The sequence below is a fragment of the Streptomyces sp. NPDC020489 genome, assembly GCF_044386545.1.
GTDB lineage: Bacteria > Actinomycetota > Actinomycetes > Streptomycetales > Streptomycetaceae > Streptomyces.
In genome coordinates this window covers 40919-67109 of record NZ_JBIRUZ010000022.1, presented here as the reverse complement: position 1 = coordinate 67109, position 26191 = coordinate 40919, and the positions used below count along the sequence as shown (strand labels likewise).

Genomic DNA, 26191 nt, shown 5'->3' with positions numbered 1-26191 from the left:
GATGTGGCAGGAGGACCCGGGACGTGTTCACCGGAATCGTCGAAGAGCTGGGCGAGGTCACCGCCGTCGAGAACCTCGGCGACGCGTGTCGCTTCCGTCTGCGCGGCCCCGTGGTCACCGAGGGCGCGAAACACGGTGACTCCATCGCCGTCAACGGCGTCTGCCTCACCGTCGTCGAGCACGAGGGCGACGAGTTCACCGCCGACGTCATGGCCGAGACCCTCAAGCGCTCCAGCCTGGGCGACCTCGCCGTCGGCTCGCGCGTCAACCTCGAACGCCCCACCGCCGTCGGCGCCCGTCTCGGCGGCCACATCGTGCAGGGCCATGTCGACGGCACCGGCCGGGTCCTGGAGCGCACGCCCTCCGAGCACTGGGAGATCGTCAAGGTCTCCCTCCCCGCGGACCTCTCGCGCTACGTCGTGGAGAAGGGCTCCATCACCGTCGACGGCATCAGCCTCACCGTCGTCGACGCCGGCCCCGACCACTTCACCGTCAGCCTCATCCCCACCACCCTCGACCTGACCACGCTCGGCCACAAGCAGCCCGGCGACCCGGTCAACCTCGAGGTCGACGTCGTCGCCAAGTACGTGGAGCGGCTGCTCGCGAGCGCTCGGGGGGCGGCACAGTGAACTGGCTGAACACCGAGGCGTTCACCGCCTTCGACCAGCACATCCTCTGGTCCGACATGATCGGCAACATCACCGGCCTGGTCGCCCTGGCCCTTGGCTGGCGGCGTTCCATCTGGAGCTGGCCCGTGCAGTTCCTGGCCGGCCTCATCCTCTTCGGCGCCTTCTACGGCCACCTGACCGGCAGCGCGGGCAAGCAGGCCATCGTCATGGTCGTCGCGCTGTACGGCTGGTGGCAGTGGAACCGCAAGAAGGGCGAGACCGGCGACGGCCACATCGCCCCGCGGTTCGCCACCTGGACCGAGCGCGCGGTGATGGTGGGCGCGGCCGCCGCCGGCACCGTCGCGGTGGCGCTGCTGTTCAAGGCGTACCCGAGCCTGTCCTGGGACCCTTGGCCGGACGCCTACATCTTCGTCGGCACCATCGTCGCCATGTACGCCCAGGCGCGCGGCATGGTCGAGTTCTGGTTCGCCTGGCTCCTCGTCGACCTGGTGGGCGTCCCCCTGAACTTCGCCAACGGCTACGCCTTCTCCGGCTTCGTCTACGTCATCTACGGCGCGCTCGTCCTGTGGGGCATGCGCGACTGGTGGCTGCGCTCCCGCCAGGGCACGCGGCCCGCTCTGGAAGGAGCGCCGGCATGAGTACGGCACCGATCCTGTACAGCACCGACGGCCTGGAAGACCTCTCGCTCGACCCGATCGAGCAGGCCATCGCCGACATCGCCGCCGGCCGTCCGATCGTCGTGGTCGACGACGAGGACCGGGAGAACGAGGGCGACCTCGTCATCGCCGCCGAGAAGGCGACCCCCGAGATCGTCGCCTTCATGATGAGCGAGTGCCGTGGTCTGATCTGCGCCCCCATGGAGGGCGAGGAGCTGGAGCGCCTCGAACTGCCGCAGATGGTCCAGGACAACACCGAGTCGATGAAGACCGCGTTCACGGTCTCCGTGGACGCCTCCGCCGCCCACGGCGTGAGCACCGGCATCTCCGCCGCCGACCGCGCCACCACGCTCCGGCTGCTGGCGGGCGGCAACGCCGAGCCCACCGACTTCGTCCGCCCCGGCCACGTCTTCCCGCTGCGCGCCAGGCCCGGCGGCGTCCTGACCCGCAACGGCCACACCGAGGCCGCCGTCGACCTCGCCCGGCTCGCGGGGCTGCGCCCGGCCGGCGCCATCGTCGAGATCGCCGGTGAGGACGGCCGGATGCTGCGGCTGCCCGAGCTGATCCCGTTCGCCCGCAAGCACGGCCTGACGATCATCTCCATCGAGGACCTGATCGCCTACCGCCGCAACGCCGAGCCCACCGTCCGCCGCGAGGCCGAGGTCCATCTGCCCACCTCCCACGGCGAGTTCACGGCGTTCGGCTATCGCTCCACCGTCGACGGCGTCGAGCACGTCGCCCTGGTGCACGGCGAGATCGGCGACGGCGAGGACGTCCTGGTGCGCGTCCACTCCGAGTGCCTGACCGGCGACATCTTCGGCTCCGCCCGCTGCGACTGCGGACCCCAGCTGGACGCCTCCCTGGAGCGCATCCAGGCCGCGGGCAGGGGAGTGGTGGTCTATCTGCGCGGCCACGAGGGACGCGGCATCGGCCTGGTCTCCAAGCTGCGCGCCTACGAGCTCCAGGAGCGCGGCCGGGACACCCTCGACGCCAACCTCGAACTCGGCCTGCCCGCCGACGCCCGGGACTACGGCGCCGGCGCCCAGATCCTCGAGGACCTCGGCGTGCGCAGCGTGCGCCTGATGACCAACAACCCGGACAAGTCCGAGGCCCTGCTGCGGCACGGGCTCAAGGTCACCGGCCGGGAGCCGATGCCGGTACAGGCGGGCGAGCACAACCTCCACTACCTGCGCACCAAGCGGGACCGGATGGGCCACGACCTGCCCTGGCTGGACACCGCACCGGTGTCCACCTGCAAGAACCAGTAATCGCACCTCTAGGAGACGAGAGAACGTGAGCGGCAAGGGCGCACCCGAACTGTCCGTACGCAATGTGGGTGACCTCCGGGTCGCCGTCATCGCGGCGCAGTGGCACGAGAAGGTGATGGACGGTCTGGTGGACGGCGCCCTGCGCGCCCTGCACGACCTGGGCATCGACGAGCCGACCCTGCTGAGGGTCCCCGGCAGCTGGGAACTCCCGGTCGTCGCCAAGGTCCTCGCGGGCCGGGGCTACGACGCGATCGTCGCCCTCGGCGTCGTGATCCGCGGCGGCACCCCCCACTTCGAGTACGTGTGCCAGGGCGTCACCCAGGGCCTCACCCAGGTCTCCGTCGACACCGGTGTCCCCATCGGCTTCGGCGTGCTGACCTGCGACACTGAGGAGCAGGCCCTGGACCGGGCCGGCATCGAGGGCTCGAACGAGGACAAGGGGCACGAGGCGGTGACCGCCGCGGTGGCGACGGCGGCCACCCTCCGCTCAGTATCTGAACCGTGGCATTAGGCCGGCCGGCACAACGGCTAGGGTGGGCAGCACCATGTCCAATAAGACGTTCGAGGAGCTCTTCGCCGAGCTCCAGCAGAAGGCCGCCACCGGCGACCCCGCCACTTCCCGCACCGCTGAGCTGGTCGGCAAGGGCGTCCATGCCATCGGCAAGAAGGTCGTCGAAGAGGCCGCCGAGGTGTGGATGGCCGCCGAGTACGAGGGCAAGGAAGCGGCCGCCGAGGAGATCTCGCAGCTGCTGTACCACGTCCAGGTGATGATGGTCGCCCGCGGCATCTCGCTCGACGACGTCTACGCCCACCTGTGAATCCGTCCGTTCCGCACCCACCCCGTCACGCGAAGGAAGCCGACCTCATGCTGCGCATCGCCGTCCCCAACAAGGGTTCCCTGTCAGGCCCTGCGGCGGAGATGCTGCATGAGGCCGGCTACCAGCAGCGCCGGGAGTCCAAGGAGCTGCGGATCGTCGACCCGGAGAACGAGGTCGAGTTCTTCTACCTCCGCCCCCGCGACATCGCGATCTACGTCTCCTCCGGCCGCCTCGACATCGGCATCACCGGCCGCGACCTGCTGATCGACTCCGGCGCCAGTGCCGAGGAGATCCTCCCGCTCGGCTTCGCCCGCTCCACCTTCCGCTTCGCCGCCAAGCCCGGCACCGCCAGCGGCGTCCAGGACCTCAAGGGCAAGACCGTCGCCACCTCCTACGAGGGCATCGTCGAGGGCCACCTCGCCGACAGCGGCGTCGACGCCTCCGTCGTCCACCTCGACGGCGCCGTCGAGACCGCCATCGAGCTCGGTGTCGCCGAGGTCATCGCGGACGTCGTGGAGACCGGCACCTCGCTGCGCAACGCGGGTCTGGAGGTCTTCGGCGAGCCGATCATGAAGTCCGAGGCCGTCGTGATCCGCCGTGTCGGCGCCGACACCACCTCGGAGAACGAGCCCAAGGTCCAGCAGTTCCTGCGCCGCCTCCAGGGCGTCCTGGTGGCCCGGACCTACGTGATGATGGACTACGACTGCCGCGTCGAGCAGTTGGAGAAGGCCGTCGCCCTCACCCCGGGCCTGGAGTCCCCCACGGTCTCCCCGCTGCACAACGAGGGCTGGGTCGCCGTCCGCGCGATGGTCCCCGCCAAGGAGGCCCAGCGGATCATGGACGACCTCTACGACATCGGCGCGCGGGCCATCCTGACGACGGCCATCCACGCCTGCCGTCTCTGAGGGCCGCACACCATGTCCGAACTCCCCGCCCTTCCCGTCACCTTCCGGCCGGGCCGCACCCGGGCCGTCCTGCTCAGCGCGGCCGTCGCGCTCTTCGTGGTCATCACGGCGATCGCGCTGCTGCTGGAGAAGCTCGGCCCCGGCGAGCGCCTCAGCTTCGTCCTCACCGCGGCCCTGCTGGCCGGTGTGCTGGCGCTGCTGGCCCGGGTGAAGGTCGTCGCCGACGAGTCCGGTGTCACCGTGGTGAACATCGCCGGCAGGCGGCGCCTGGCCTGGGCCGAGATCGTCCAGGTGAACCTCCGCCCCGGCGACCCCTGGGTGTTCCTCAACCTCAGCGACGGCACCAGCCTGCCCGCCCTGGGCATCCAGCCCGGCATCGCCAAGCAGCAGGCCATCGCCGACGCCCGCGCGCTGCGGGCGCTCGTCGAGGCCCACGGCCCGGGGGATCTGCCGTAGAGGGCCCTGTCTTGATTAATCTGGTGGCGGAGGCGTTCTCATGGCGCCTCCGCCGCTGATGTTCCCCCCGGTCCTCAGAGGCCCCCCTGCTATCCGAGGAGTGATTCCCTCCAGCGATGGACGGATCGTCCTGTAGTACCTGCGCCGCCCCCTTCCGACCCACCGAGGCGGCGGCATGACCATCCCCCTGCTGCTCCTGGCAGCCGCGTTCCTGCTGATTCTGGCCAACGGCTTCTTCGTGGCCGCCGAGTTCGGCCTCGTCACGGTCGACCGTCCGGAGGCCGAGAGGGCCGCCGCCGAGGGCGACAAACGAGCCGCGACGGTCGTGGAGTCGCTCAAGGAACTCTCCTTCCAGCTCTCCGGCACCCAGCTCGGCATCACCATCACCTCCCTGGTCGTCGGCATGCTCGCCGAACCGGCCCTCGCGGAGCTGCTGCACGGCCCCTTCACCGCGATCGGCATACCCGAGGGCGCCGTCTCCGGCGTCACCGTGGTCGTCGGCATGCTCCTGGCCTCCGCGGTGCAGATGGTGATCGGTGAGCTCGTGCCCAAGAACTGGGCGGTCTCCAACCCCCTCCAGGTCGCCCGCTTCGTCGCCGGCCCGCAGCACGCCTTCGCCCGGCTGTTCCGCCCGGTCATCGCCGCGCTGAACGCCGTCGCCAACCGCCTCGTCCGCGCCCTGGGTGTCGAGCCCACCGACGAGCTGGCCTCCGCCCGCACCCCCGGCGAGCTGGTCTCCCTGGCCCGGCACTCGGCCCGGGCCGGCACCCTGGAACAGGACACCGCCGACCTGTTCGTGCGGACCCTGTCCCTCGCCGAGCTGACCGCGCAGCACGTGATGACCCCGCGCGTGAAGGTCAGCTCGCTCCAGGCGTCCGCCACCGCCGAGGACGTGGTCAACCTGACCCGCGCCACCGGCCTGTCCCGTTTCCCGGTCTACCGCGAGAAGATCGACGAGATCGTCGGCATGGTCCATCTCAAGGACGCCCTCGCCGTCCCGGCCCACGACCGGCTGCGCACCCCGGCCGGCCGGATCGCCCGCCCCGCGCTGCTGGTCCCGGAGACCCTCCCGGTCCAGCCGCTCCTGGCCCGGCTGCGCAGCGAGCAGCCCATCGCGGTCGTCGTCGACGAGTACGGCGGCACGGCGGGCGTGGTCACCCTGGAGGACATCGTCGAGGAGATCGTCGGCGAGGTCCGCGACGAGCACGACGGTCTCGACGTGCCCGAACTCGCCGCCGCCCCGCCGGAGGACGGCCGGCCCGCCTGGGACGCCGACGGCAGCTGCCGCGTCGACATCCTCCAGCGCATAGGCCTGGACGTGCCCGAGGGACCGTACGAGACGGTCGCCGGCCTCGTCGCCGACCTGCTGGGCCGCATCCCGGCCGTGGGCGACCGCGCCGAGCTCCCCGGCTGGCGGCTCTCGGTGCGCCAGGTCGGGCACTACCGGGCCGAGCGGGTACGCCTGGTCCGTACGGCCCCCGTCATGGAGGCGGCCCGATGAGCGTGCTCCAACTCCTGTTCGCCGCGCTGCTCGTGCTCGCCAACGGCTTCTTCGTCGGCGCCGAGTTCGCGCTGGTCTCCGTCCGCCGCAGCCAGATCGAGCCGCTCGGCACCGCCCGGGCCCGCCAGGTGCTCTACGGTCTGGAGCGGCTGCCGCAGATGATGGCCGCGGCCCAGTTCGGCATCACCGTCTGCTCGTTGACGCTGGGCGCGGTCGCCGAGCCCACCGTCGCCGCGCTGCTCGAGCCGGTCTTCGAGTGGATCCACCTGCCGCACGGCATGATCCACCCGCTGGGCTATGTGATCGCGCTGGCAGCGGTGGTCTTCTTCCACCTCGTCATCGGTGAGATGGTCCCGAAGAACCTGGCGATGGCCGCCCCGGAGAAGGCCGCGCTGTGGCTGAGCCCGGGCCTGGTCGTCTTCGCCCGCTTCTGCCGGCCGATCACCCTCGCCCTCGGCGCCTGCGCCCAGGGCATCCTGCGCCTCTTCCGGGTCGAGCCCAAGGACGAGGTCGAGGCGGTGTTCACCAGCGAGCAGCTCAACCGGCTCGTGGAGGACGCCGGACAGGCGGGCCTGCTCGACCCCGAGGAGCAGGAACGCCTGGAGGACGCGCTGGAGCTGGGCTCCCGCCCGGTCACGGACGTGCTGCTGAAGCGTGAGTCACTGGTGACGGTGGGGCCCTCGGTCACCCCCGGCCAGGTCGTGGAGCTCACGGCCCGCACCGGCTACTCCCGCTTCCCGGTCGTGGCCGACAACGGCGCCTTCATGGGCTACCTGCATGTGAAGGACGTCCTGGACCTGGAGGAATCGGAGCGGGCGGTGCCCCAGCACCTCTGGCGCAAGATGACGACCCTGCGGTCCGAACTGCCCCTGGACGACGCCCTGACGGTCATGCGGCGAGCGGCGACGCACCTGGCCCAGGTGACGGACGCGTCGGGCAAGGTCCTGGGCCTGGCGGCGCTGGAGGACGTACTGGAACTCCTGGTGGGCGAGGTGACGGACCCGGCGCACCGGGACACGGCGCCGCAGCCGAGGATGGCCGAGCAGAAGGAAGCGGTGGCGAGCTGACGCGGGTTCCCCGCACCCACCCAGGGGCGCGGGGGACTGCGCGACAAGCCACGACGGGCCCGCAGTCGCGCGACGCCAGAAGTCACCGTGCTCTTGGGCGGAGCTCACATCGCCGACGGATCCTGGGGACCCCGCCCTGACAGCACTTCCCCGTACGCCTGCATGAGATCCGGCAGCCGTAGTGTCGACAAGTCGTCCCGCGTCAGCATCCCCGGGTACGTCGACAGCCGCAGATCCCGGTACGCGCAGCTCTTCTCGTACAGCGTGCGCAGGAACCGCCCGTTGCCCAGCTCGTCGATCCACCCCTGGTCCACCACGTGCCCGGCGATGGACCGCAGCTCGTCGAGGGCCTCCTCGTCCCACACGTCACCGTTCTCCGCGGCCAGCACCTCGCCGATGGAGGTGAGTTCGAGCGGCCGGTACGAGGGGAAGTCCACCCGGGTCGTGAAGCGGGAGGACAGTCCGGGGTTGGCGGCCAGAAGCCGGTCCATGCCCTCGGGATAGCCGGCCAGGATGACGACCAGGTGGTCCCGGTTGTCCTCCGCCCGCTTCAGCAGCACCTGCAAGGCCTCGTCGCCGTACGCGTCGCCCTTGCCGTAACCGGAGTTGGACAGCGAGTAGGCCTCGTCGACGAAGAGGACCCCGCCGATCGCGGAGTCGATGAGCTCGTTGGCCTTCACCGCCGTCTGCCCGAGGTACTCGCCCACGAGATCGGCGCGCTGGGCCTCCACGAGATGGTCGCCGCCGAGCAGCCCCAGGGCGTAGAAGACCCGGCCCAGGATGCGGGCGACCGTGGTCTTGCCGGTGCCCGAGGGGCCGGAGAAGACGAAGTGCCGCTTCGGCGGCTGGACCGGCAGACCCTGACCGGCCCGCAGCCGTGCCATGTTCAACTGGGCCGACAACGCCTTGACCTGGCGTTTCACCGGCTCCAGACCCACCATGCGCTCGAGTTCGGCGAGGGCTTCCTCGAGCAACACCGGGTCGGTGGGGCCGGCGGGCAGCGTCGGCGAGGGCAGGGTCTTCTCGCGCACCGACGGGTCGGACACCGACGGCAGCGGACCGGCCGCGGGCAGGTCCGGCTCGGAGAACTTCAGGTCACGGCCGTCGGCGCCGCCGAAGAGCGGATCGAGGCCGTCCGGTCCTTCCAGGACGTCCTGCACGCCGGAGAGCGCGATCGAGGCGAGGTCGGCGGCCTCGTCGTACCCGTCGCCCTCGGAGATCGCCGCGAGCCGGGCGGCGGTGTCCATGAAGGCCGGGTCGACCCGGTGGACCGCGCGGTACAGGGGGAGGGCGGCCGCCGAGCGGCCCGTGCCCTCGTGCGCCCGGGCCAGCCAGTAGCGCAGCTCCTTGCGCTGGGGCTGTTCGCTGCGGCAGCGCATCAGGGCCGCCGACAGCAGCGGTTCGGCCTGGCCGTACATCTCCAGCCGCACCCGGGCCATGCCGCCGAACAGGCCGGCCTCGATGCCCAGCAGGGGGTCGTCGATCAACGGGTCGGTGTGCCGGACGAGCTGGTCCCAGTCCTTGACCAGATAGGCGCGGCAGGCGTGCAGGAAGCGCACCTGGGGGTCGGTGTCCACGGGCGGCAGGCCCGCGAGGGCCCGGTCCAGCTCCGGGACATGGCGTCCGTCCAGCCAGTGCGAGGCGTGCGCGAGCAGCAGGTCGCGGGGGCTTTCCAGCACGGGCTGCACCCACCAGCCCAGCCAGTACCAGGAGTTGAGGGTGCGGCGGTGCCGGGCGCGCTGTTCGCCGAAGCGTTCCCGGTGGCGGAACATCCGCAGCAGCGCGGTCGTCGTGTCGACGCGCAGCGCGTGCAGGCCGAGCCAGCCGTCCGCCATCCCCGGATCCATCCGCACCGCGGCGCGGAACTCCTCCTCCGCCTGCGGATAGGCGCCCATCGTGTAGGCGTCCACACCTCGCAGCCAGGCGAGGTCGGCCGGGGCCTGCGAGCCCTGCGTGCCGAAGTCCATCACGTCCCCCACAAACCGTGCCCCCGTTGGTTGGTCACCGAGCCGTCGCCCGCCGACCGCCTTGATCGAACCGCCTTGCTGCGGACCGGAGTTGCAACGGTGCGCGGAGCTGCCGTCCTTAAGGTCGCACCGAGGGCATCGTACCCGCGGGGGTACGGCCCGCCGAAGGGTGCCGCACAGGCCGTTTGGCGAGGTGGGAGCAGACGGGGCGCATCCGTGATGGTGACCGAGGGTGAGCGAATCACGGCCCGGAGCGCCCGGAAAAGGGGGTGAGGGCAGAACGAAGCCCCCGATCACGGGGGAACAACCGGGGGCTTCGCGACTGCGGGCGGCTGCTGAAGGCCGCGCATTGAGAACGTAAGTCCTGTACGGCCCCTCGGTCAAGCCGAGTTGAAGCACTCCGGGAAGTTCGACCGCAAGGGTCTTCACAAGTTCAGCACATTGCGGATGGTCCGTCACCCAGCGTGAGGGGCTGGTCCGATCCAACCGTCCCAGCAGGACCCGGGAGCACCTCGTACCCCTTCTCTCCCTGCCGCACCAGAAGATCGGCGTACGGGCGAGAAGGGTCCTCGGCGAAGTGAGCGGTCTCGGCCCGGACCCACCCGGCCCAGAACTCCCGCTGCTCCTCCCCGTCCCGTGACCGGCCGCGCGCCCAGGACTCCTCTCGGGGCAACTCCATCCACAGCAGCCGCGCCAGATGCGGGCGCAGCGCACGGCGGCCCGCGCCGACCCCCTCGAGGAGGACCACAGGCGCCGCGGGCAGGGTGCGGGGCGGCCCGAAGCGGCGGGTGCGCCAGTCGTAGGGGGAGTAGCGCGCGCGCTCGCCACGGGTGAAGGGCTCGATCACCTGGGTCAGCAGCCGACCGGTCCAGGCGAACAGTTCGTCGTGGCTCGCGATGTCGTCCAGGTGCAGCACCGGCGCGCCCCCCAGCGCTGCGGCCAACTCCCCGGCGAACGTGGACTTTCCGGAACCGGCGTGACCGTCGACGCCGATCAGACGGGCCGGGCCGCAGGACGGCGCGAGGCCGTGGAGGTGGTCGGCGAGGGAGCGCATGGCCGGTTCCTGGAGTTTTCGCGAGTCCGACAGGGGGCTTGTGCACTCTAACCGTGGCCCCGGAGGGTGCCGCCGCAGGTCATGCCAGTGGTCGAGGCCAATATTCGTGGGCGTGGCATGGCCCGAAGTGCTGGCAGGCGCGGGCGGCTGCGGTCATAGTTGGCGCACAACCGTGCAGTGGACCTGCCCAGAACCGGACCAACTTGGGGGTCATTCCGCCCATGAGCAGAGCCGAACAGCCGTCCCGCAGAACCGTCCTGGCCGCCGCGGTCGCCGCCGCGGTGGCCGGCAGCGCAGGGCCGGCGGCCGCAGCCGGCGGCGTGACCGGCACCGGGGCCACCGTCCGCCGGGCCGACCGGTCCGGCCTCGTCGACAACCGCTTCTGGACGACGTACGCCGACTGGCGCGGCGGCCGCGCGAACGGCACCCGTGCCGTCGCCGGTGCCCGGCCGGGCGTGGTGATCGGCGCCGCGGCGGGCCGTGTCGACTACACCGACCCGCACACCGGGAAGACGGCCGCCTGGGAGTACGCGACCTGGACCTCCCCGGTCCACCGGCTCGCCGTCCCGGCCACCGAGGCGATCGCGTCCTGGAACGCGCACACCCCGGACGGCACCTGGCTCCAGGTCGAGCTGAAGGGCACCTACTCCGACGGCACGGACACCCCCTGGTACGTGATGGGCCGCTGGGCGGCCGGTGACCAGGACATCCGGCGGACCTCGGTCGACGACCAGACGGACGACAAGAGCAGCATCTGGACGGACACCTTCGCCATCGACGACCCGGCGACGGGTCTGCGCCTCACCTCGTACCGGCTGCGCCTGACCCTCTACCGCAAGCCCGGCACCAAGAGGACCCCGACCGTGTGGCGGCTCGGCGCGATGGGCTCGGACGTCCCGGACCGCTTCACCGTCCCGGCCTCCACGCCGGGGCTCGCCCAGGAACTGATCGTCCCGCGGTACTCGCAGGAGATCCACGCCGGCCAGTACCCGGAGTACGACAACGGCGGCGAGGCGTGGTGCAGCCCCACCTCCTCGCAGATGATCATCGAGTACTGGGGCGGCCGGCTCACCCCGGCGCAGCTGGCCTGGGTCGATCCGGCCTACGCCGACCCCCAGGTGTGCCACGCGGCCCGGTACACCTTCGACTACCAGTACGCGGGCTGCGGCAACTGGCCGTTCAACGCGGCCTACGCGGCCACGTTCGAGGGCCTCCAGGGCGTGGTCACCCGGCTCGGCTCGCTGACCGACCTGGAGACGCTGATCGCGGCCGGCATCCCGGCCATAACGTCCCAGTCCTTCCTCAAGGAGGAGCTGACCGGGGCGGGTTACGGCACCTCCGGGCATCTGATGACCGTGATCGGCTTCACCGCCGACGGCGACGTGATCGCCAACGACCCGGCCTCGCCGAGCAACGAGGCGGTGCGACGGGTCTACAAGCGGCGCGAATGGGAGAACATCTGGCTGCGCACCAAGCGGTACAACGCCGGCGGCAAGGTCGTCTCCGGCACCGGCGGCGTCTGCTACCTGTACTTCCCCGCGCGGCCGACCGCACGGCAGTGCAAGGCGCTCGCGGCGGTGGGTGTGCGCTGAGCCACACCCCGAGCGCACAGGCCCCGGAGAAACCGGGGCCTGTGCGCTGTGACCGACATCTCTGCCGCAAAAGCCCTGCTCGGTGGCAAAGTGGACACATGACTGCGAACTCAGCCGCCGCCCCCCGCGTCCGCACCGGCGGCCCCCAGGAAGACGGCCCGAAGGCCCTCGAGCACGTCATGGGCTGGACCCTGGTCGTGGTGGTCGCGATGCTTATGACCCAGCTCGGACTACTGTGACCTGACCCGGGATTGACCTGACATACTGCGGGTGTCCCGCCCCGTTGAGACCAGGGTCGAAATTGAGTATCAGCCAACAGCGCGAGGCCGCCCGCCCCAAGGCGCGCGGCACCGAGCGTTCGGTGGCGCGCCGCGCCGAACTCATCGCGATCGGGCGCCGGTTGTTCGCCGACACGTCCTACGACGCGCTCTCGATGGACGACATCGCCCGCCAGGCGCACGTCGCCAAAGGGCTGATCTACTACTACTTCCAGTCCAAGCGCGGCTACTACCTGGCCATCATCCAGGACTCCGTCGCGGACCTGGTCGCCTTCGCGGCGAGCGGCATCCAGCTGGCCCAGGTGGACCGGGTCCAGCGCACGATCGACGGCTATCTGCGCTACGCCGAGCACAACCAGGCCGCGTACCGGACCGTCGTGAGCGGCGGGGTCGGCTTCGACGCCGAGGTGCACGCCATCCGGGACGGCGTGCGCGAGGCCATCGTCGCGACCATCGCCGAGGGGGCGTACGGCCGGACCGACATCTCGGCGCTGGCCCGGATGGGCCTGTTCGCCTGGGTGTGCAGCGTCGAGGGCGCCACCCTCGACTGGATCGACGGCCCGGCCCAGCTCACCCGCGACACCATGCGCGAACTGCTGGTGAAGACCCTCGGCGCCTCCATGCGCGCCATCGAGGAACTGGACCCCGCCTACCCGGCCCCGAGCCCGGCCCGCCGCGACGCCTGACGCGCCGAGGGGCGAAGGCTCCGGCGCCTCCGCCCCATGTGCCGCACCGGCACGGTCAGTTGATCGCCTTGATCAGCTCGCCGCCCGAGGTGTCCCCGCTCAGCTCCCAGAAGAAGGTGCCGCCCAGCCCCTGCTGGTTCTTGTAGGCCATCTTCGTGGCGATGGTCGCCGGGGTGTCGTAACTCCACCAGTCGTTCCCGCACTTGGCGTACGCCGTCCCGCCCACCGTGCCGGTCGCCGGGCACTTGGCCTTGAGCACCTTGTAGTCCTCGAAGCCCGCCTCGTACGTCCCCGCCGCCGGGCCGGTCGCGGTGCCGCCGGGTGCCGCCTGGGTCACCCCGGTCCAGCCGCGGCCGTAGAAGCCGAGGCCGAGCAGCAGCTTCGAGGCGGGGATGCCGAGGCCCTTGAGCTTGGCGATGGTCGCCGAGGTGTGGTTGCCCGCCTGCGGGATGCCGGCGTAGGAGTGCAGCGCCGAGTGCGGGGCCGTCGGGCCGGTCGCGGCCCAGGCGCCGAAGTAGTCGTACGTCATCGGGTTGTACCAGTTCACGTACTGCGCCGCGCCCGCGTAGTCCGCCGCGTCGATCTTGCCGCCCGGGGTGGCGTCGGCCGTGATCGCCGCGGTGACCAGGTTGCCGGAGCCGAAGGTGGCCCGCAGTGCCGCCATCAGGTTCTTGAAGGCCGCCCGGCCGCTGGTGTCACAGGTGTTGCCGCAGGCGTTGGGGTACTCCCAGTCGATGTCGATGCCGTCGAAGACATCGGCCCACCGGGAGTTCTCGACCAGGTCGTAGCAGGACCGGGCGAACGCGGCCGGGTTCTTCGCCGCCTCGCCGAAGCCGCTCGACCAGGTCCAGCCGCCGAAGGACCAGATGACCTTCAGGCCCGGGTGCTTCCTCTTCAGCTCGCGCAGTTGGTTGAAGTTGCCGCGCAGGGGCTGGTCCCAGGTGTCGGCGACCCCGTCCACGGACTCGGCCGCGGTGTAGGTGCGCTCGGTCGCCGCGTAGGAGTCGCCCATCGCGCACTTGCCGCCGGTGACGTTGCCGAAGGCGTAGTTGATGTGCGTGAGCTTCGCGGCGGAGCCGGAGGTCTCGATGTTCTTGACGTGGTACTTGCGGTCGTAGGTGCCCCATTCGGTGAAGTAGCCGACGACCTTGGAGCCGGCCTTCACCGCGGGCCTCGCCGCGGGTTCGGCGGTCGCGGTGCCCGCGCCGGCCAGCAGTCCGGCGCCGAGGACCGCGCAGCACGCGGCGGAGACGAGCGCCCGGAAGCGGGTGCGGGGGCGAGGGGATTCGTGCATCGGGTGTCTCCTCGTGGGGGAGAGGGGAGCGTGCGCCGATTGGCATGAACGCGGTAAAGCGGTGGTCCGTCACAGTAGGAGGACTAGACCAGTGCGTCAATGGTGCGTACCAATCTCGAGTCCCGCGGGACCCCCGCTCGGTTTCTTGAAGTAAGCGGTCGTTAACTGGTGACGCGGTGCCGCCGATCGGGCATACTCACAGCCCAGAGCCGCTGGTCAACAGCTTCCGCGACCCGAAAGTGCGACCATCGGCCCAGCCGCAGCAAGACCCGGCGGAGCCGCCCCCAACCAAAGGCGCACGCCGACGTGCCCGACACAGGGAGGAGAGCGTCGCCATGCCCGACCGCGCCCCGCAGCAGGTGGACCGGCAACTGCCCACGGACGAGGCACGGGAGCTGATCTCCCTCGTCCGCGACATCGCGCAGCGCGAGATCGCCCCGCGGGCGGCCGAGGAGGAGGACGCCGGGCACTTCCCGCGCGAGATCTTCACCCTGCTCTCCCGCTCCGGCCTGCTCGGACTGCCTTACGACTCCGCGTACGGCGGCGGCGACCAGCCCTACGAGGTCTACCTCCAGGTCCTGGAGGAGCTCGCCGCGGCCCGCCTCACCGTCGGCCTCGGCGTCAGCGTGCACACCCTCGCCTCCTACGCCCTGGCCGCCTACGGCAGCAAGGAGCAGCAGGCCGAGCACCTCCCCGCCATGCTCGGCGGCGGACTGCTGGGCGCGTACTGCCTCTCCGAGCCCTCGTCCGGCTCGGACGCCGCCTCCCTGCGGACCAGGGCGGTGCGGGACGGCGACAGCTGGGTGATCACCGGCACCAAGGCGTGGATCACCCACGGCGGCGTCGCCGACTTCTACACGGTCATGGCCCGGACCGGCGAGGAGGGCCCGCGCGGGATCACCGCGTTCCTGGTGCCCGGGGACGCGGCGGGCCTGAGCGGGGCGCCGCCGGAGAAGAAGATGGGCATGAAGGGCTCGCCCACCGCCCAGGTCCACCTCGACGGCGTCCGGGTCGGCGACGACCGGCGCCTGGGCGAGGAGGGGCAGGGCTTCGCGATCGCCCTGTCCGCGCTGGACTCCGGACGGCTGGGCATCGCGGCCTGCGCGATCGGCGTGGCCCAGGCGGCTCTGGACGCGGCGCTGGCGTACGCGACCGAGCGGCGGCAGTTCGGCAAGGCCATCGTCGACTTCCAGGGGCTGCGGTTCATGCTGGCCGACATGGCGACCCAGATCGAGGCGGGCCGGGCGCTGTACCTGTCGGCGGCACGGCTGCGGGACGCGGGCCGGCCGTTCGCCAAGCAGGCCGCGATGGCCAAGCTGCACTGCACCGACACGGCGATGAAGGTGACCACCGACGCCGTCCAGGTCCTCGGCGGGTACGGCTACACCGCGGACTTCCCCGTCGAGCGCTACATGCGCGAGGCCAAGGTCCTCCAGATCGTGGAGGGCACCAACCAGATCCAGCGGATGGTCATCGCCCGCCACCTGGCAGGTCCGGAGCAGCGCTGAACTGACCCGGCCTCACCTGCGGCGCCGCGAGCCGCACCCACTCCGGGTCGTGGCGCCCCGGCAGGGTCCGGCCGCGGTCGGCCCACATGCGCAGCAGATCTCGGTAGATGGGCGGGTCCACGGGAGGCGGAACCGATCCCGCGGGCGGAGGCACGAAGATGTGGCGCTGACGCCCGGTCGCCGAATATGTGGGGGTCACACCAGGGCAACGCGATGACGGTCGGACAGGTCACCCGCCGACGGAATCGACCGTGAGTTCACCGACGTCGCCCGGCACCGAGTCCGGCCCCTCGACGGCTGCCTGACGTTCAGTCAGCCGGGTGATCTCCCGGGGAGATGCGCCGGGGGGAGGGCCGAATGCCGCTCGCCATGGGGTCCCTGACGATCGGTGAGACCGTCGCGCCGCGCACCCGGACGCGCTGGACCTGCACCACGGCAGCCGCGAGCCATGGCGCAGGGCAGCTACGGGAATCGAGCGATGACCCTTGGGGTGCGCTCAGGCGGCGTGACGCCGCATGACGGGGACCCTGATCGGGCGCGAGCCCGGCCCACCGACGTGGGAGAAGGGCTGGGTCCGCCAGTCGAGCCCCTGAGGGAGCGTCAACAGCAGGGCGGTGTCCTGCTCCTGGGGCTCCAGGTCCTCGTCCGCGGGACGCGCCTCGGCGGCGCGGCGGCCGGTGCCGGCGCAGACCGTGAGCCCGAACGGGTTCCAGGGCGAGGCGCACAGCGCGTGCTCCGGCAGGAACTCCTCGTCCGCCAGCAGCGCGATGGGCTGGGCGCAGTCCGGGCACACGACCCGGAACATCTCGAAGGTGTCGTACGCGTCGAGTTCGTCCTCGAGGGCGTCGGGTTCGACGCCCTCCGGCTCGGGCTCGGCGACCGCCTGGAGTCGCTTGGGTGCGGTACGACCAGGGCGCTTAAGACTCTGCATTGGGTTCTCCCCCTCGGGCTGGGCCGTGAAGGCACTGCGGCCTCGACCACAGCAAGCACTTCCCGCCCCGTCTCGGAGGTAATCACGAGACCATCACGGAGACCGTCCGGGAGCTGTGGCGTTCGTCACATGCCACTCGCAGGTGCCCGAGGCGGCCCGTTTGTCCCCCGGTCGGCTCACCGGCCGCTCCCGGCCACATCACGAACCGGGTATGACCTGCGCCGCTCCTGTATCCGAGGAGATCAGGCGCACTGTAGGTTCTTGCGCCATGGAGGAGCTGGACCGTCAGATCGTGCAGCTGCTCGTCAAGGACGGGCGGATGAGCTACACAGACCTCGGCAAGGCCACCGGCCTGTCCACGTCGGCCGTGCACCAGCGGGTGCGCCGGCTGGAGCAGCGTGGCGTGATCCGGGGGTACGCCGCCGTCGTCGACCCCGAGGCCGTCGGGCTGCCCATGACCGCGTTCATCTCGGTGAAACCGTTCGACCCCAGCGCGCCCGACGACATCGCCGAGCGGCTGGCCGGGGTGCCCGAGATCGAGGCCTGCCACAGTGTCGCGGGCGACGAGAACTACATCCTCAAGGTACGGGTGGCGACCCCGCACGAGCTGGAGGAGCTGCTGGCACGCGTGCGGTCGCTGGCGGGGGTGTCGACTCGGACGACGGTGGTGCTGTCGACCCCGTACGAGGCCCGCCCACCGCGGATCTGAACCGGGTTTCGCCGGCACGCGCGGGTCGTTCCTGGCCGGTCACGCGGTTCCCCGCGCCCTGAGTGCGTCACGACTGCCCCGAGTCGGGAGCCGTCGCCGTGAGGCGCGAGACTGTTCCCCATGAGTGAGTCCACTGCCGTACCCCAGACCGTCCTTCTCCGCCGTGGCGAGGTCCACAGTCCCGCCGACCCGTTCGCCACCGCGATGGTCGTGGAGCGCGGGCAGGTCGCCTGGGTCGGGTCGGAGGGCGCCGCCGACGCCTTCGCGGACGGCGTCGACGAGGTCGTCGACCTGGACGGCGCTCTGGTCACCCCGGCGTTCACCGACGCGCACGTGCACACCACCGCCACGGGACTCGCTCTCACCGGCCTCGACCTGTCCCGCGCCCCCTCCCTGGAGGCGGCCCTCGCGCTCGTACGGGAGTTCGCCGCCGCCCGCCCGGACGACCGCGTGCTCCTCGGGCACGGCTGGGACGCCGCCCGCTGGCCCGGTGGCCGCCCGCCGACGCGCGCCGAGCTCGACGAGGCCACCGGTGGCCGGCCGCTGTACCTGTCCCGCATCGACGTCCACTCGGCGGTCGTGACCACGGCCCTGCTCGACATGACGTCCCTGGGGCGCGTGGACGGCCCTCTGACCGCCGACGCCCACCACGCCGTGCGCGCCACCGCCCTCGCCGCCGTCACCCCCGCCCAGCGCGTCGAGGCCCAGCGCGCGGCCCTCGCCCACGCGGCCTCCCTCGGCATCGGATCGGTCCACGAGTGCGCCGGACCGGAGATCTCCTCCGAGGACGACTTCACCGGCCTGCTCCGGCTCGCCGCCGAGGGCGCCGGGCCCCGGGTCGTCGGCTACTGGGCCGAGCAGGACGTGACGAAGGCGCGCGAACTGGGCGCGGTCGGCGCGGCCGGGGACCTCTTCGTCGACGGCGCCCTCGGCTCCCACACCGCCTGTCTGCACCAGCCGTACACCGACGCCGAGCACACCGGCACCGCGTACCTGGACGCCGACGCCGTCGCCGCACATGTCGTGGCCTGCACCGAGGCCGGGATCCAGGCGGGCTTCCACGCGATCGGCGACGCCGCCGTGACCGCCGTCGTCGAGGGCGTCCGCACCGCCGCCGAGAAGGTCGGACTGCACCGGGTGCGCGCCGCCCGGCACCGCGTCGAGCACGCCGAGATGCTCGCCCCGCAGACCATCGCCGCCTTCGCCGACCTCGGCCTCACGGCCTCCGTGCAGCCCGCCTTCGACGCCCTGTGGGGCGGCGAGGACGGCATGTACGCGCGACGCCTGGGTGCCGAGCGGGCCCGCGCCCTGAACCCCTTCGCGGCCCTCCTGAGGGCCGGGGTACCGCTCGCCTTCGGCTCCGACAGCCCCGTCACCCCGCTCGACCCGTGGGGCACGGTCCGCGCCGCCGCCTTCCATCGCACGCCGGAGCACCGAGTCTCGGTCCGCGCCGCGTTCACCGCCCACACACGCGGCGGCTGGCGGGCGATCGGACGGGACGACGCGGGCGTGCTGGTGCCGGGCGCGCCCGCCGACTACGCGGTGTGGCGCACGGACGAACTGGTCGTCCAGGCGCCCGACGACCGGGTCGCCCGCTGGTCCACCGACCCCCGCTCCGGCACCCCCGGGCTCCCCGACCTCTCCCCGGGCGCCGACCTGCCGGTCTGCCTGCGCACGGTGGTGGGCGGCCGGACCGTGTACGTGCGGCCGAGCGAGTGATCTCCCGGGGTGGCGCGGTGACGACCGGCCGCCGTCGCCCTGTCTCGCGACCTGCGCATCCTCCGGGCTGACCAGGGCGTTGTGCGCAGACCCGCAGCTCAAGCGGCTGTTGACAGCCGACGGCAGGGGGCCGGTAGGTTCGGCCCAGTCCACCACCGGACGCCCGACCGGGGAAGGTCCGCCGACTCGTCGCCGCGCCGCTGGGTCAGGGACGGTGTGCCGCACCGGGCACCGCCACTTGCAGCCAGGCTCAGCGCCCGCGCCGCAGCGAGGGAACGTTCCGGCTGGTCGGGGAGGTGTGACCCGGGTGGGGCCCGGACGCTCAGTAGACAACGGCTTTCGGTCGACCCGCAGCCAGCGGGCCCCAGGTCGGCCCGAAGGGCGCCGGGCCCCCATCCGCAGCACGCACGGCCGCGAGAGGCGCGCCCGCACCCCGATCTTGCGAAAACGACACCACCATACGAACGTCTTGTCGCGTCGGCCCAGGCCGCGCCCACTATGGTGGACGTCTGCGGACGAACGTGAAGGGGCAGCAGTGAACGACGGCGACGGGGCCCTTGCGGCACAGGGTCAGGGGAGGCAGTTCGGCCCGCTCGGCACGGCCTTGGTGATCATCCCGACCTACAACGAGGCGGAGAACATCAAGTCCATCGTCGGCCGGGTCCGCGAGGCCGTTCCCGAGGCGCACGTCCTTGTCGCCGACGACAACAGCCCCGACGGCACCGGCAAGCTCGCCGACGAACTCGCCGCCACCGACGACCACGTCCAGGTCCTGCACCGCAAGGGCAAGGAGGGCCTCGGCGCCGCCTACCTCGCGGGCTTCGCCTGGGGCCTGGAGCACGGCTACGGCGTCCTGGTCGAGATGGACGCCGACGGCTCCCACCAGCCCGAGGAGCTGCCCCGCCTGCTGACCGCCCTCAAGGGCGCCGACCTGGTCCTCGGCTCCCGCTGGGTGCCCGGCGGCCGGGTCGTGAACTGGCCCAGGTCCCGCGAGTTCATCTCCCGCGGCGGCAGCCTCTACTCGCGGGTGCTGCTGGACGTGCCGATCCGGGACGTCACCGGCGGCTACCGCGCCTTCCGCCGCGAGACGCTGGAGGGCCTCGGTCTCGACGAGGTCGCCTCCCAGGGCTACTGCTTCCAGGTCGACCTCGCCCGCCGCGCGATCAAGTCCGGCTACCACGTCGTCGAGGTCCCCATCACCTTCGTCGAGCGCGAGCACGGCGACTCCAAGATGAGCCGCGACATCCTCGTGGAGGCGCTGTGGCGGGTCACCACGTGGGGTGTGGGGGAGCGGGTCGGCAAGGTGCTCGGCAGCCGCGACAAGAAGGCCTGACGGCGCCCGTACGCCCTGGTCGCACAGCCGGGGCTGATCGTCCCCTTATCCCGTGCTGAGCCCTGCCCAGGCACACTGGACGCATGACGACTGGCGCTCCGACCTCGACGCATCCCGCCCGGCCCCCGCGCTCCCGGTTGCGCACCGTCCTGCCGCTGGGGATCGCGGCGTGGCTGGTGCTGGAGATCTGGCTGCTGACCCTGGTGGCCGGCGCCGCGAGCGGATTCGTGGTGCTGTTGCTGCTGCTCGCCGGCCTGGTGCTCGGCGCGGTGGTCATCAAGCGGGCGGGACGGCGGGCCTTCCGGAACCTGAACGAGGCCTTCCAGCGCGGCACCGCGCCGTCCGGTGGCGGTGGCAACGGCCTGATGATGCTGAGCGGCCTCCTCCTCATGCTCCCCGGCCTGATCTCGGATGCGGTGGGCCTGGTCCTGCTGATCCCTCCGGTCCAGAAGGCCGTCTCCCGCCGGGCCGAGCGCACCTTCGAACGCAGGCTCCGCGAGGCCGGCGGCTCCCTGGGCGGCGCCTTCCAGCAGGCCCGGCTGCGTCGCCCCGACGGCAAGGTCGTCCAGGGCGAGGTCCTCAGGGACGAGCCGGCCGGTACACCTGAGGACCGGCGGCCTCCGCTGACGGGCTGAGGACCACCCGGACGGGTGCGGACACACGAGACCGCGGGCGCCGTACGTGAAGTACGGCGCCCGCGGTCTCGTGCTTGCGTTGTGTTCCGCCCGAACCGTGGCGGGACTACGCGGACTTGCGGCTGTCCCGGGGGTGAACCGCGATGTTCATCGCCCCCGAACGCAGAACAGCCAGACGCTCCTCGAGGACCTCTTCGAGTTCCTCTCGGGTGCGCCGTTCCATCAGCATGTCCCAATGTGTACGCGCGGGCTTGGCCTTCTTCTCTTCAGGGCCGTCGCCGTCCACGAGGAGTGCCTGGGCCCCGCAGACCTTGCACTCCCACTCCGGCGGGATCTCCGCCTCGACCGAGAAGGGCATTTCGAACCGGTGCCCCTTCTCGCATGCGTACTCCACGGCCTGGCGCGGGGCCAGGTCGATGCCGCGGTCCGTCTCGTAGCTGGTCACCACGAGGCGCGTGCCGCGAAGAGCTCGCTCACTCATGAATCGTGCCTCCCGGGCTTGTCGCCCACAGGACAGGTGTCGCTGTCGTCGTCATCCGGTCAACGTCCGGTCGGCGGTAAAGATTCCCGGTTCCGGGCAATGCGTCGCCGTCGTAGCCGCCCCTTGTTGTACCCACCAGCGCCCGGTTTGTCACATCTGCTAGCAGATGTCACCCAGCGTTTCGCTATCTTTGACGCGCAGTAACGGTACGCCTGGCAGGCCAAACGCGTACACTACCGCCCTTTCGCGCCGAACGCTAAATCTTCTCGGGAACGGGATTGCCCGCGTCGTGGATCGCCTGGCGCACCGGAACCCGCGCGAGCAGGGCGAACCCCAGGACGAAGAAGGCCACCAGGGAGAGGATCGCGTCCCGATAACTTCCGGTCAGCTGGAACGTGAGGCCGAACAGAAGCGGGCCCAGCCAGCTCATGCCGCGGTCGCTCATCTCGTACGCCGAGAAGTACTCCGCCTCCTTGCCGGGCGGGACGAGATGGGAGAACAGCGAGCGGGACAGGGCCTGGCTGCCGCCGAGGACCAGGCCGATCCCGGCGGCCAGCACGAAGAACCACACCGGCGCCCCGGCCGGCAGGAAGTAGCCGGCCGCCAGGGTGAGCGTCCAGGCCACCAGCGAGCCGAGGATCGTGCGCTTCGCGCCGTACACCCGGGCCAGCCGGCCCATGCCCAGCGCGCCCGCCACCGCCAGCACCTGGACCAGCAGGACGGCGCCGATGAGCGTGGACTGGCCGAGGCCGAGTTCCTCGGAGCCGTAGACGGAGGCCTGGGAGATCACGGTCTGGATGCCGTCGTTGTAGACGAGGTACGCCAGCAGGAACGCGAGGGTCAGCGGTTGGCGGCGCATGCTCCGGATCGTCGCCGCCAACTGCCGGAAGCCGGGCGTGCTCGCCTCCTTCACCGCCATGCGGCGGTCGCGCAGCCGGCGCAGCGGGACGAGGGTGAAGGCGCCCCACCACAGTCCCGCCGAGGCGAGGCAGACGCGGACCGCCATGCCCTCGGAGAGGCCGAAGGAGTCGCGGGCGGTGTAGAGGACCAGGTTCACGACCAGGACCAGCGAGCCCGCCGCGTACCCGAAGGCCCAGCCCCGGGAGGAGACCGCGTCGCGTTCCTCGGGCCCGGCGATCTGGGGCAGGTAGGAGTTGTAGAGCATGGTCCCGACCGCGTTCGCCGCGTTCGCCACGATCAGCAGGACGCCGCCGAGCAGATAGCGCTCGCCGTCGAGGAGGAACATGGCCGCCGTCGCGGCGGCCCCGGTGTAGGCGGCCGCCGCCAGCAGCGGCTTCTTCCGGCCGGTGCGGTCGGCCGCCGCGCCCGCCACGGGCATGACGAGCACGGCCACGATCACCGAGAGGGACACCGAGTACGCGAAGAAGGACCCGGCGCGCACCGGTATCCCGAGCGGATGGACGAAGCCGTCCGCGTCGGCCGCCTTCTCGGCGACCGAGGTCAGATAGGGGCCGAGGAACACGGTGAGCACGCTGGTCGAGTAGACCGAGCACGCCCAGTCGTAGACGTACCAGCCGCGCTGTTCGCGGCGCCGCTCGGCGGCCTCGTCGGCGCCTGCGGCAGGCATGGCGTCGGTGCTGGCGTCGGTGCCCAACCCGGCCCCCTCGGTGGTCCCGCGCCTCGGTCCCGCGGTGCCGGGGGTGCGGGGGCCGTCAGACCCAGACGCCCCGGTCCTCCATGACCTTGCGCAACGTGTCGATGTGATCGGTCATGATGCCATCGACCCCCAGGTCCAGGAGCCGGTGCATGGCCTCGGGATCGTTGATGGTCCACACGTGCACCTGGAGCCCGCGCGCATGGGCGGCGCGGACGAACCGGCGGTCGACCACCTGGATGCCGTTCTGGGCCTCGGGCACCTGGGCGGCGACCGCGGAGCGGCGCAGCGCGGCCGGCACGCCCCAGGAACGCAGGCGCAGGTTGAGGACGCCACGGGTGCCGTAGGAGGTCGCCAGGCGCGGGCCGGCGAGCCGCTGGGCACGCACCACCCGGGCCTCGGAGAAGGACCCCACGCAGACCCGGTCCCACGCGCCGGTGCGCTCGACCAGCTCCAGGAGCGGGTGGAGCGCCGACTCGGCCTTCAGGTCGACGTTCCAGCGGGCCTCCGGGAACGTCTCCAGGAGCTCGCGGAAGAGCGGCACCGGCTCTCTGCCCGCCACGCGCGCGTGCCGCACCTCCGACCAGGGCAGCTCCTCGATCCGGCCCGCCCCGTCCGTCACCCGGTCCAGGGTCGCGTCGTGGAAGGCGACGAGTTCGCCGTCCGCCGTGGCGTGGACGTCGGTCTCCAGGTAGCGGTAGCCGGTCTCGACCGCCCGCCGGAACTGGAGCTGGGTGTTCTCCAGACCGTCCGCCGCCCCGCCCCGGTGGGCGAAGGGGATCGGGCCGGGATGGTCGAGGTAGGGGTGGCGTATCCGGGTGGTCACGGACGCAGTATCGCTCCCCGGGGTGGCCCGGTGGCAACGACCGTGCTGCCCTCCGATGCCGCCGGGACGTCGAACACCCGCAGGAACAGCTGGGCGAACGGGCCGATGGACACCGCGTACAGCAGCGTGCCGACGCCGATCGTGCCGCCCAGGGCGAAGCCGGTGGCGACGACCGCGATCTCGACGGCGGTCCGCGTCAGCCGGACGGAGCGGCCGGTGCGCCGGTGCAGGCCGGTCATCAGGCCGTCCCGTGGGCCCGGTCCGAAGCGGGCGGCGATGTAGAGACCGGTGGCGGCGCCGTTGAGCACGACGCCCGCGAGGAGGAGCGGGATCCGCACGGCCAGGGTGTGCGCCTCGGGCAGCGCGGCGAGCGTGCCGTCCATGGCGACGCCGACCACGAAGACGTTGGAGACCGTGCCCAGGCCCGGCCGCTGGCGCAACGGGATCCACAGCAGGAGCACCGCGGCGCCCACGACGATCGACACCACGCCGATGGTCAGCCCGGTCAGTTCGGCTAGGCCCTGGTGCAGCACGTTCCAGGGCTCCAGGCCCAGGCCCGCCTCGACGAGCAGCGCGGAACTCGCTCCGTAGAGGGCGAGACCGACGTACAGCTGGATCAGCCGGCGTCCGAGCCGGCTCTGTGCGGACAAGTGGTGCCCCCGTGGTCGTCGTGGCCTGGTCCATGACACCCTGTGGCGTGGGTGGAGACGTCATCCATGGCCAATTCGGGGAAGGTGGACTGATTTCCATGGCGCAGTGGACCTCGGCGGTGGGAGCGGCGCAGCTCGCCCGGCTGCTCAACTCGCAGCAGGACCGTCCTGCGGGCCCCGGCACGCGCCGTCCGCCCGCCTACCGGGCGCTCGCCGACGGCATCCGGCTGCTGGTGCTGGAGGGCCGAGTCCCGGTCGCGGCCCGGCTGCCCGCCGAGCGCGAACTGGCCCTGTCCCTGTCCGTCAGCCGTACGACGGTGGCGGCCGCCTACGAGGCGCTGCGCGCCGAGGGCTTCCTGGAGTCACGGCGCGGGGCCGGAAGCTGGACCGCCGTCCCGGCCGGCAACCCCCTGCCCGCGCGCGGTCTGGAGCCGCTGCCCCCCGAGGCGCTCGGCTCGATGATCGACCTCGGCTGCGCCGCGCTGCCCGCCCCCGAGCCCTGGCTGACCCGCGCCGTCCAGGGCGCGCTGGAGGACCTCCCGCCGTACGCCCACACCCACGGCGACTATCCGGCCGGGCTGCCCGCGCTGCGCGCGATGATCGCCGAGCGGTACACCGCGCGCGGGATCCCGACCATGCCCGAGCAGATCATGGTGACCACCGGCGCGATGGGCGCCATCGACGCGATCTGCCATCTCTTCGGCGGCCGTGGCGAGCGCATCGCGGTGGAGTCGCCGTCCTACGCCAACATCCTCCAGCTGATGCGTGAGGCGGGCGCCCGGCTGGTGCCCGTCGCCATGGCCGAGGGGCTGAGCGGCTGGGACATGGACCGCTGGCGCCAGGTGCTGCGGGACGCGGCGCCCCGGATCGCCTACATCGTCGCCGACTTCCACAACCCGACCGGCGCGCTCGCCGACGACGACCAGCGTCGCCGGCTGGTGGACGCGGCGCGCTCGGCGGGCACCGTGCTGGTCGCCGACGAGACGATGAGCGAGCTGTGGCTGGACGAGGGGGTCGAGATGCCGCGGCCGGTGTGCGGGTTCGACCCCGCGGGCTCCACCGTGATCACCGTGGGCTCGGCGAGCAAGGCCTTCTGGGCGGGGATGCGCATCGGCTGGGTGCGGGCGGCACCGGACGTCATCCGCAGCCTGGTCGCCGCGCGCGCCTACGCCGACCTGGGCACCCCGGTGGTGGAGCAGCTGGCCGTGAACTGGCTGTTCAGCACGGGGGGCTGGGAGCAGGCCGTGGACGTGCGGCGGGCGCAGGCCAGGGAGAACCGGGACGCCCTGGTCGCGGCGGTGCGGCGGGAGCTGCCGAGCTGGGAGTTCGAGGTGCCGCGGGGCGGGTTGACCCTGTGGGTGCGGGCCGGGGGGCTGTCCGGGTCGCGGCTCGCCGAGGTGGGGGAGCGGGTCGGGGTGCGGGTGCCGTCGGGGCCGAGGTTCGGGGTGGACGGGGCCTTCGAGGGGTATGTGCGGCTGCCTTTCACCGTGGGGGGCGCGGTGGCCGAGGAGGCGGCGGCGCGGCTGGCCATGGCGGCGAAGCTGGTGCAGAGCGGGGCCTCCGGGGGTGGCGAGGCGCCTCGTACGTTCGTCGCGTAGAGGCGCCGCGCCGGG

26 protein-coding genes are annotated in these 26191 nt (G+C 71.9%); 18 read left to right on the top strand and 8 right to left on the bottom strand.

The window, feature by feature from the left end:
* Positions 1–23 precede the first annotated feature (23 nt).
* The 9 genes from ACH41F_RS39230 to ACH41F_RS39190 all read left to right on the top strand — a co-directional run bounded on the left by ACH41F_RS39230 (position 24) and on the right by ACH41F_RS39190 (position 7300).
* Positions 24–629, top strand: a complete 606-nt coding sequence (locus ACH41F_RS39230; RefSeq protein ID WP_391240958.1) for a riboflavin synthase — start codon at positions 24–26, stop codon at positions 627–629.
* Positions 626–1267 (top strand): nicotinamide mononucleotide transporter, encoded by a 642-nt coding sequence (locus ACH41F_RS39225; protein WP_391240960.1) that lies wholly within the window; start codon positions 626–628, stop codon positions 1265–1267. The genes ACH41F_RS39230 and ACH41F_RS39225 overlap by 4 nt, the downstream gene beginning before the upstream one ends.
* Entirely contained in the window at positions 1264–2553 is a 1290-nt protein-coding gene (locus ACH41F_RS39220; RefSeq protein WP_398839649.1) for a bifunctional 3,4-dihydroxy-2-butanone-4-phosphate synthase/GTP cyclohydrolase II, read from the top strand. Before ACH41F_RS39225 ends, ACH41F_RS39220 begins: the two co-directional genes overlap by 4 nt.
* Before the next feature lie 25 nt (positions 2554–2578).
* Complete coding sequence (ribH, locus tag ACH41F_RS39215; RefSeq protein WP_391240965.1) at positions 2579–3064, top strand: 6,7-dimethyl-8-ribityllumazine synthase; 486 nt, start codon at positions 2579–2581, stop codon at positions 3062–3064.
* Between the two features lie 34 nt (positions 3065–3098).
* Positions 3099–3371 carry a phosphoribosyl-ATP diphosphatase gene (locus ACH41F_RS39210; protein ID WP_171144228.1) on the top strand — a complete coding sequence of 91 codons (273 nt, stop codon included), beginning with the start codon at positions 3099–3101 and terminating at the stop codon, positions 3369–3371.
* 47 nt (positions 3372–3418) lie between these two features.
* The gene (hisG, locus tag ACH41F_RS39205; protein ID WP_391240969.1) at positions 3419–4276 is read left to right on the top strand and encodes an ATP phosphoribosyltransferase; all 858 of its coding nucleotides are present in this window, start codon (positions 3419–3421) and stop codon (positions 4274–4276) included.
* Positions 4277–4288: 12 nt separating this feature from the next.
* Positions 4289–4732: a PH domain-containing protein gene (locus ACH41F_RS39200; protein WP_391240971.1), complete on the top strand. Its 444-nt coding sequence runs from the start codon at positions 4289–4291 to the stop codon at positions 4730–4732.
* 175 nt (positions 4733–4907) lie between these two features.
* Entirely contained in the window at positions 4908–6233 is a 1326-nt protein-coding gene (locus tag ACH41F_RS39195) for a CNNM domain-containing protein (RefSeq protein WP_391240973.1), read from the top strand.
* Complete coding sequence (locus tag ACH41F_RS39190; RefSeq protein ID WP_391240976.1) at positions 6230–7300, top strand: CNNM domain-containing protein; 1071 nt, start codon at positions 6230–6232, stop codon at positions 7298–7300. Before ACH41F_RS39195 ends, ACH41F_RS39190 begins: the two co-directional genes overlap by 4 nt.
* Positions 7301–7404: 104 nt before the next feature.
* Here the strand turns inward: ACH41F_RS39190 and ACH41F_RS39185 are convergent, their stop codons facing one another.
* Both ACH41F_RS39185 and ACH41F_RS39180 read right to left on the bottom strand, forming a co-directional pair.
* Positions 7405–9267 carry an AAA family ATPase gene (locus ACH41F_RS39185; protein WP_391240979.1) on the bottom strand — a complete coding sequence of 621 codons (1863 nt, stop codon included), beginning with the start codon at positions 9265–9267 and terminating at the stop codon, positions 7405–7407.
* Positions 9268–9700: 433 nt separating this feature from the next.
* Positions 9701–10321 carry a uridine kinase gene (locus tag ACH41F_RS39180; RefSeq protein WP_391240982.1) on the bottom strand — a complete coding sequence of 207 codons (621 nt, stop codon included), beginning with the start codon at positions 10319–10321 and terminating at the stop codon, positions 9701–9703.
* Between the two features lie 221 nt (positions 10322–10542).
* Between ACH41F_RS39180 and ACH41F_RS39175 the strand changes: the two genes are divergently transcribed.
* From ACH41F_RS39175 to ACH41F_RS39165, 3 genes are all read left to right on the top strand, one after another.
* Complete coding sequence (locus ACH41F_RS39175) at positions 10543–11913, top strand: C39 family peptidase (protein WP_391240985.1); 1371 nt, start codon at positions 10543–10545, stop codon at positions 11911–11913.
* 98 nt (positions 11914–12011) lie between these two features.
* Positions 12012–12152 (top strand): SCO1431 family membrane protein, encoded by a 141-nt coding sequence (locus tag ACH41F_RS39170; protein ID WP_391240988.1) that lies wholly within the window; start codon positions 12012–12014, stop codon positions 12150–12152.
* A gap of 62 nt (positions 12153–12214) precedes the next feature.
* The gene (locus tag ACH41F_RS39165; RefSeq protein ID WP_391240990.1) at positions 12215–12877 is read left to right on the top strand and encodes a TetR family transcriptional regulator; all 663 of its coding nucleotides are present in this window, start codon (positions 12215–12217) and stop codon (positions 12875–12877) included.
* Between the two features lie 55 nt (positions 12878–12932).
* Here the strand turns inward: ACH41F_RS39165 and ACH41F_RS39160 are convergent, their stop codons facing one another.
* Positions 12933–14171 (bottom strand): glycosyl hydrolase family 18 protein, encoded by a 1239-nt coding sequence (locus ACH41F_RS39160; RefSeq protein WP_391240993.1) that lies wholly within the window; start codon positions 14169–14171, stop codon positions 12933–12935.
* Between the two features lie 335 nt (positions 14172–14506).
* Between ACH41F_RS39160 and ACH41F_RS39155 the strand changes: the two genes are divergently transcribed.
* On the top strand, positions 14507–15679 hold the full coding sequence (locus tag ACH41F_RS39155; protein ID WP_391240996.1) for an acyl-CoA dehydrogenase family protein: 1173 nt from the start codon (positions 14507–14509) through the stop codon (positions 15677–15679).
* A gap of 496 nt (positions 15680–16175) precedes the next feature.
* Here the strand turns inward: ACH41F_RS39155 and ACH41F_RS39150 are convergent, their stop codons facing one another.
* Positions 16176–16610 carry a hypothetical protein gene (locus ACH41F_RS39150; RefSeq protein ID WP_391240999.1) on the bottom strand — a complete coding sequence of 145 codons (435 nt, stop codon included), beginning with the start codon at positions 16608–16610 and terminating at the stop codon, positions 16176–16178.
* Between the two features lie 268 nt (positions 16611–16878).
* Between ACH41F_RS39150 and ACH41F_RS39145 the strand changes: the two genes are divergently transcribed.
* The 4 genes from ACH41F_RS39145 to fxsA all read left to right on the top strand — a co-directional run bounded on the left by ACH41F_RS39145 (position 16879) and on the right by fxsA (position 21006).
* A complete protein-coding gene (locus ACH41F_RS39145; RefSeq protein ID WP_039932055.1) occupies positions 16879–17319 on the top strand; it encodes an Lrp/AsnC family transcriptional regulator in 441 nt (146 codons plus the stop codon).
* A 120-nt stretch (positions 17320–17439) separates the two neighbouring features.
* Complete coding sequence (locus ACH41F_RS39140) at positions 17440–19038, top strand: amidohydrolase (RefSeq protein WP_398839648.1); 1599 nt, start codon at positions 17440–17442, stop codon at positions 19036–19038.
* 535 nt (positions 19039–19573) lie between these two features.
* On the top strand, positions 19574–20371 hold the full coding sequence (locus ACH41F_RS39135) for a glycosyltransferase (protein WP_391241005.1): 798 nt from the start codon (positions 19574–19576) through the stop codon (positions 20369–20371).
* Positions 20372–20454: 83 nt separating this feature from the next.
* Positions 20455–21006, top strand: coding sequence for an FxsA family membrane protein (gene fxsA / locus ACH41F_RS39130; RefSeq protein ID WP_398839647.1), 552 nt, complete (start codon positions 20455–20457; stop codon positions 21004–21006).
* A gap of 106 nt (positions 21007–21112) precedes the next feature.
* Here fxsA and ACH41F_RS39125 read toward each other — a convergent pair whose 3' ends face one another.
* From ACH41F_RS39125 to ACH41F_RS39110, 4 genes are all read right to left on the bottom strand, one after another.
* Entirely contained in the window at positions 21113–21487 is a 375-nt protein-coding gene (locus ACH41F_RS39125) for an RNA polymerase-binding protein RbpA (protein ID WP_003977404.1), read from the bottom strand.
* A 256-nt stretch (positions 21488–21743) separates the two neighbouring features.
* Positions 21744–23075: an MFS transporter gene (locus ACH41F_RS39120; protein ID WP_398839666.1), complete on the bottom strand. Its 1332-nt coding sequence runs from the start codon at positions 23073–23075 to the stop codon at positions 21744–21746.
* An 85-nt stretch (positions 23076–23160) separates the two neighbouring features.
* A complete protein-coding gene (locus ACH41F_RS39115) occupies positions 23161–23928 on the bottom strand; it encodes a glycerophosphodiester phosphodiesterase family protein (RefSeq protein WP_391241014.1) in 768 nt (255 codons plus the stop codon).
* Complete coding sequence (locus ACH41F_RS39110; protein WP_398839646.1) at positions 23925–24578, bottom strand: YitT family protein; 654 nt, start codon at positions 24576–24578, stop codon at positions 23925–23927. The genes ACH41F_RS39115 and ACH41F_RS39110 overlap by 4 nt, the downstream gene beginning before the upstream one ends.
* Positions 24579–24676: 98 nt before the next feature.
* On the opposite strand from ACH41F_RS39110, the gene ACH41F_RS39105 reads away from it, so the two are divergent.
* Positions 24677–26176 (top strand): aminotransferase class I/II-fold pyridoxal phosphate-dependent enzyme, encoded by a 1500-nt coding sequence (locus ACH41F_RS39105; protein ID WP_391241019.1) that lies wholly within the window; start codon positions 24677–24679, stop codon positions 26174–26176.
* Positions 26177–26191: the final 15 nt, after the last annotated feature.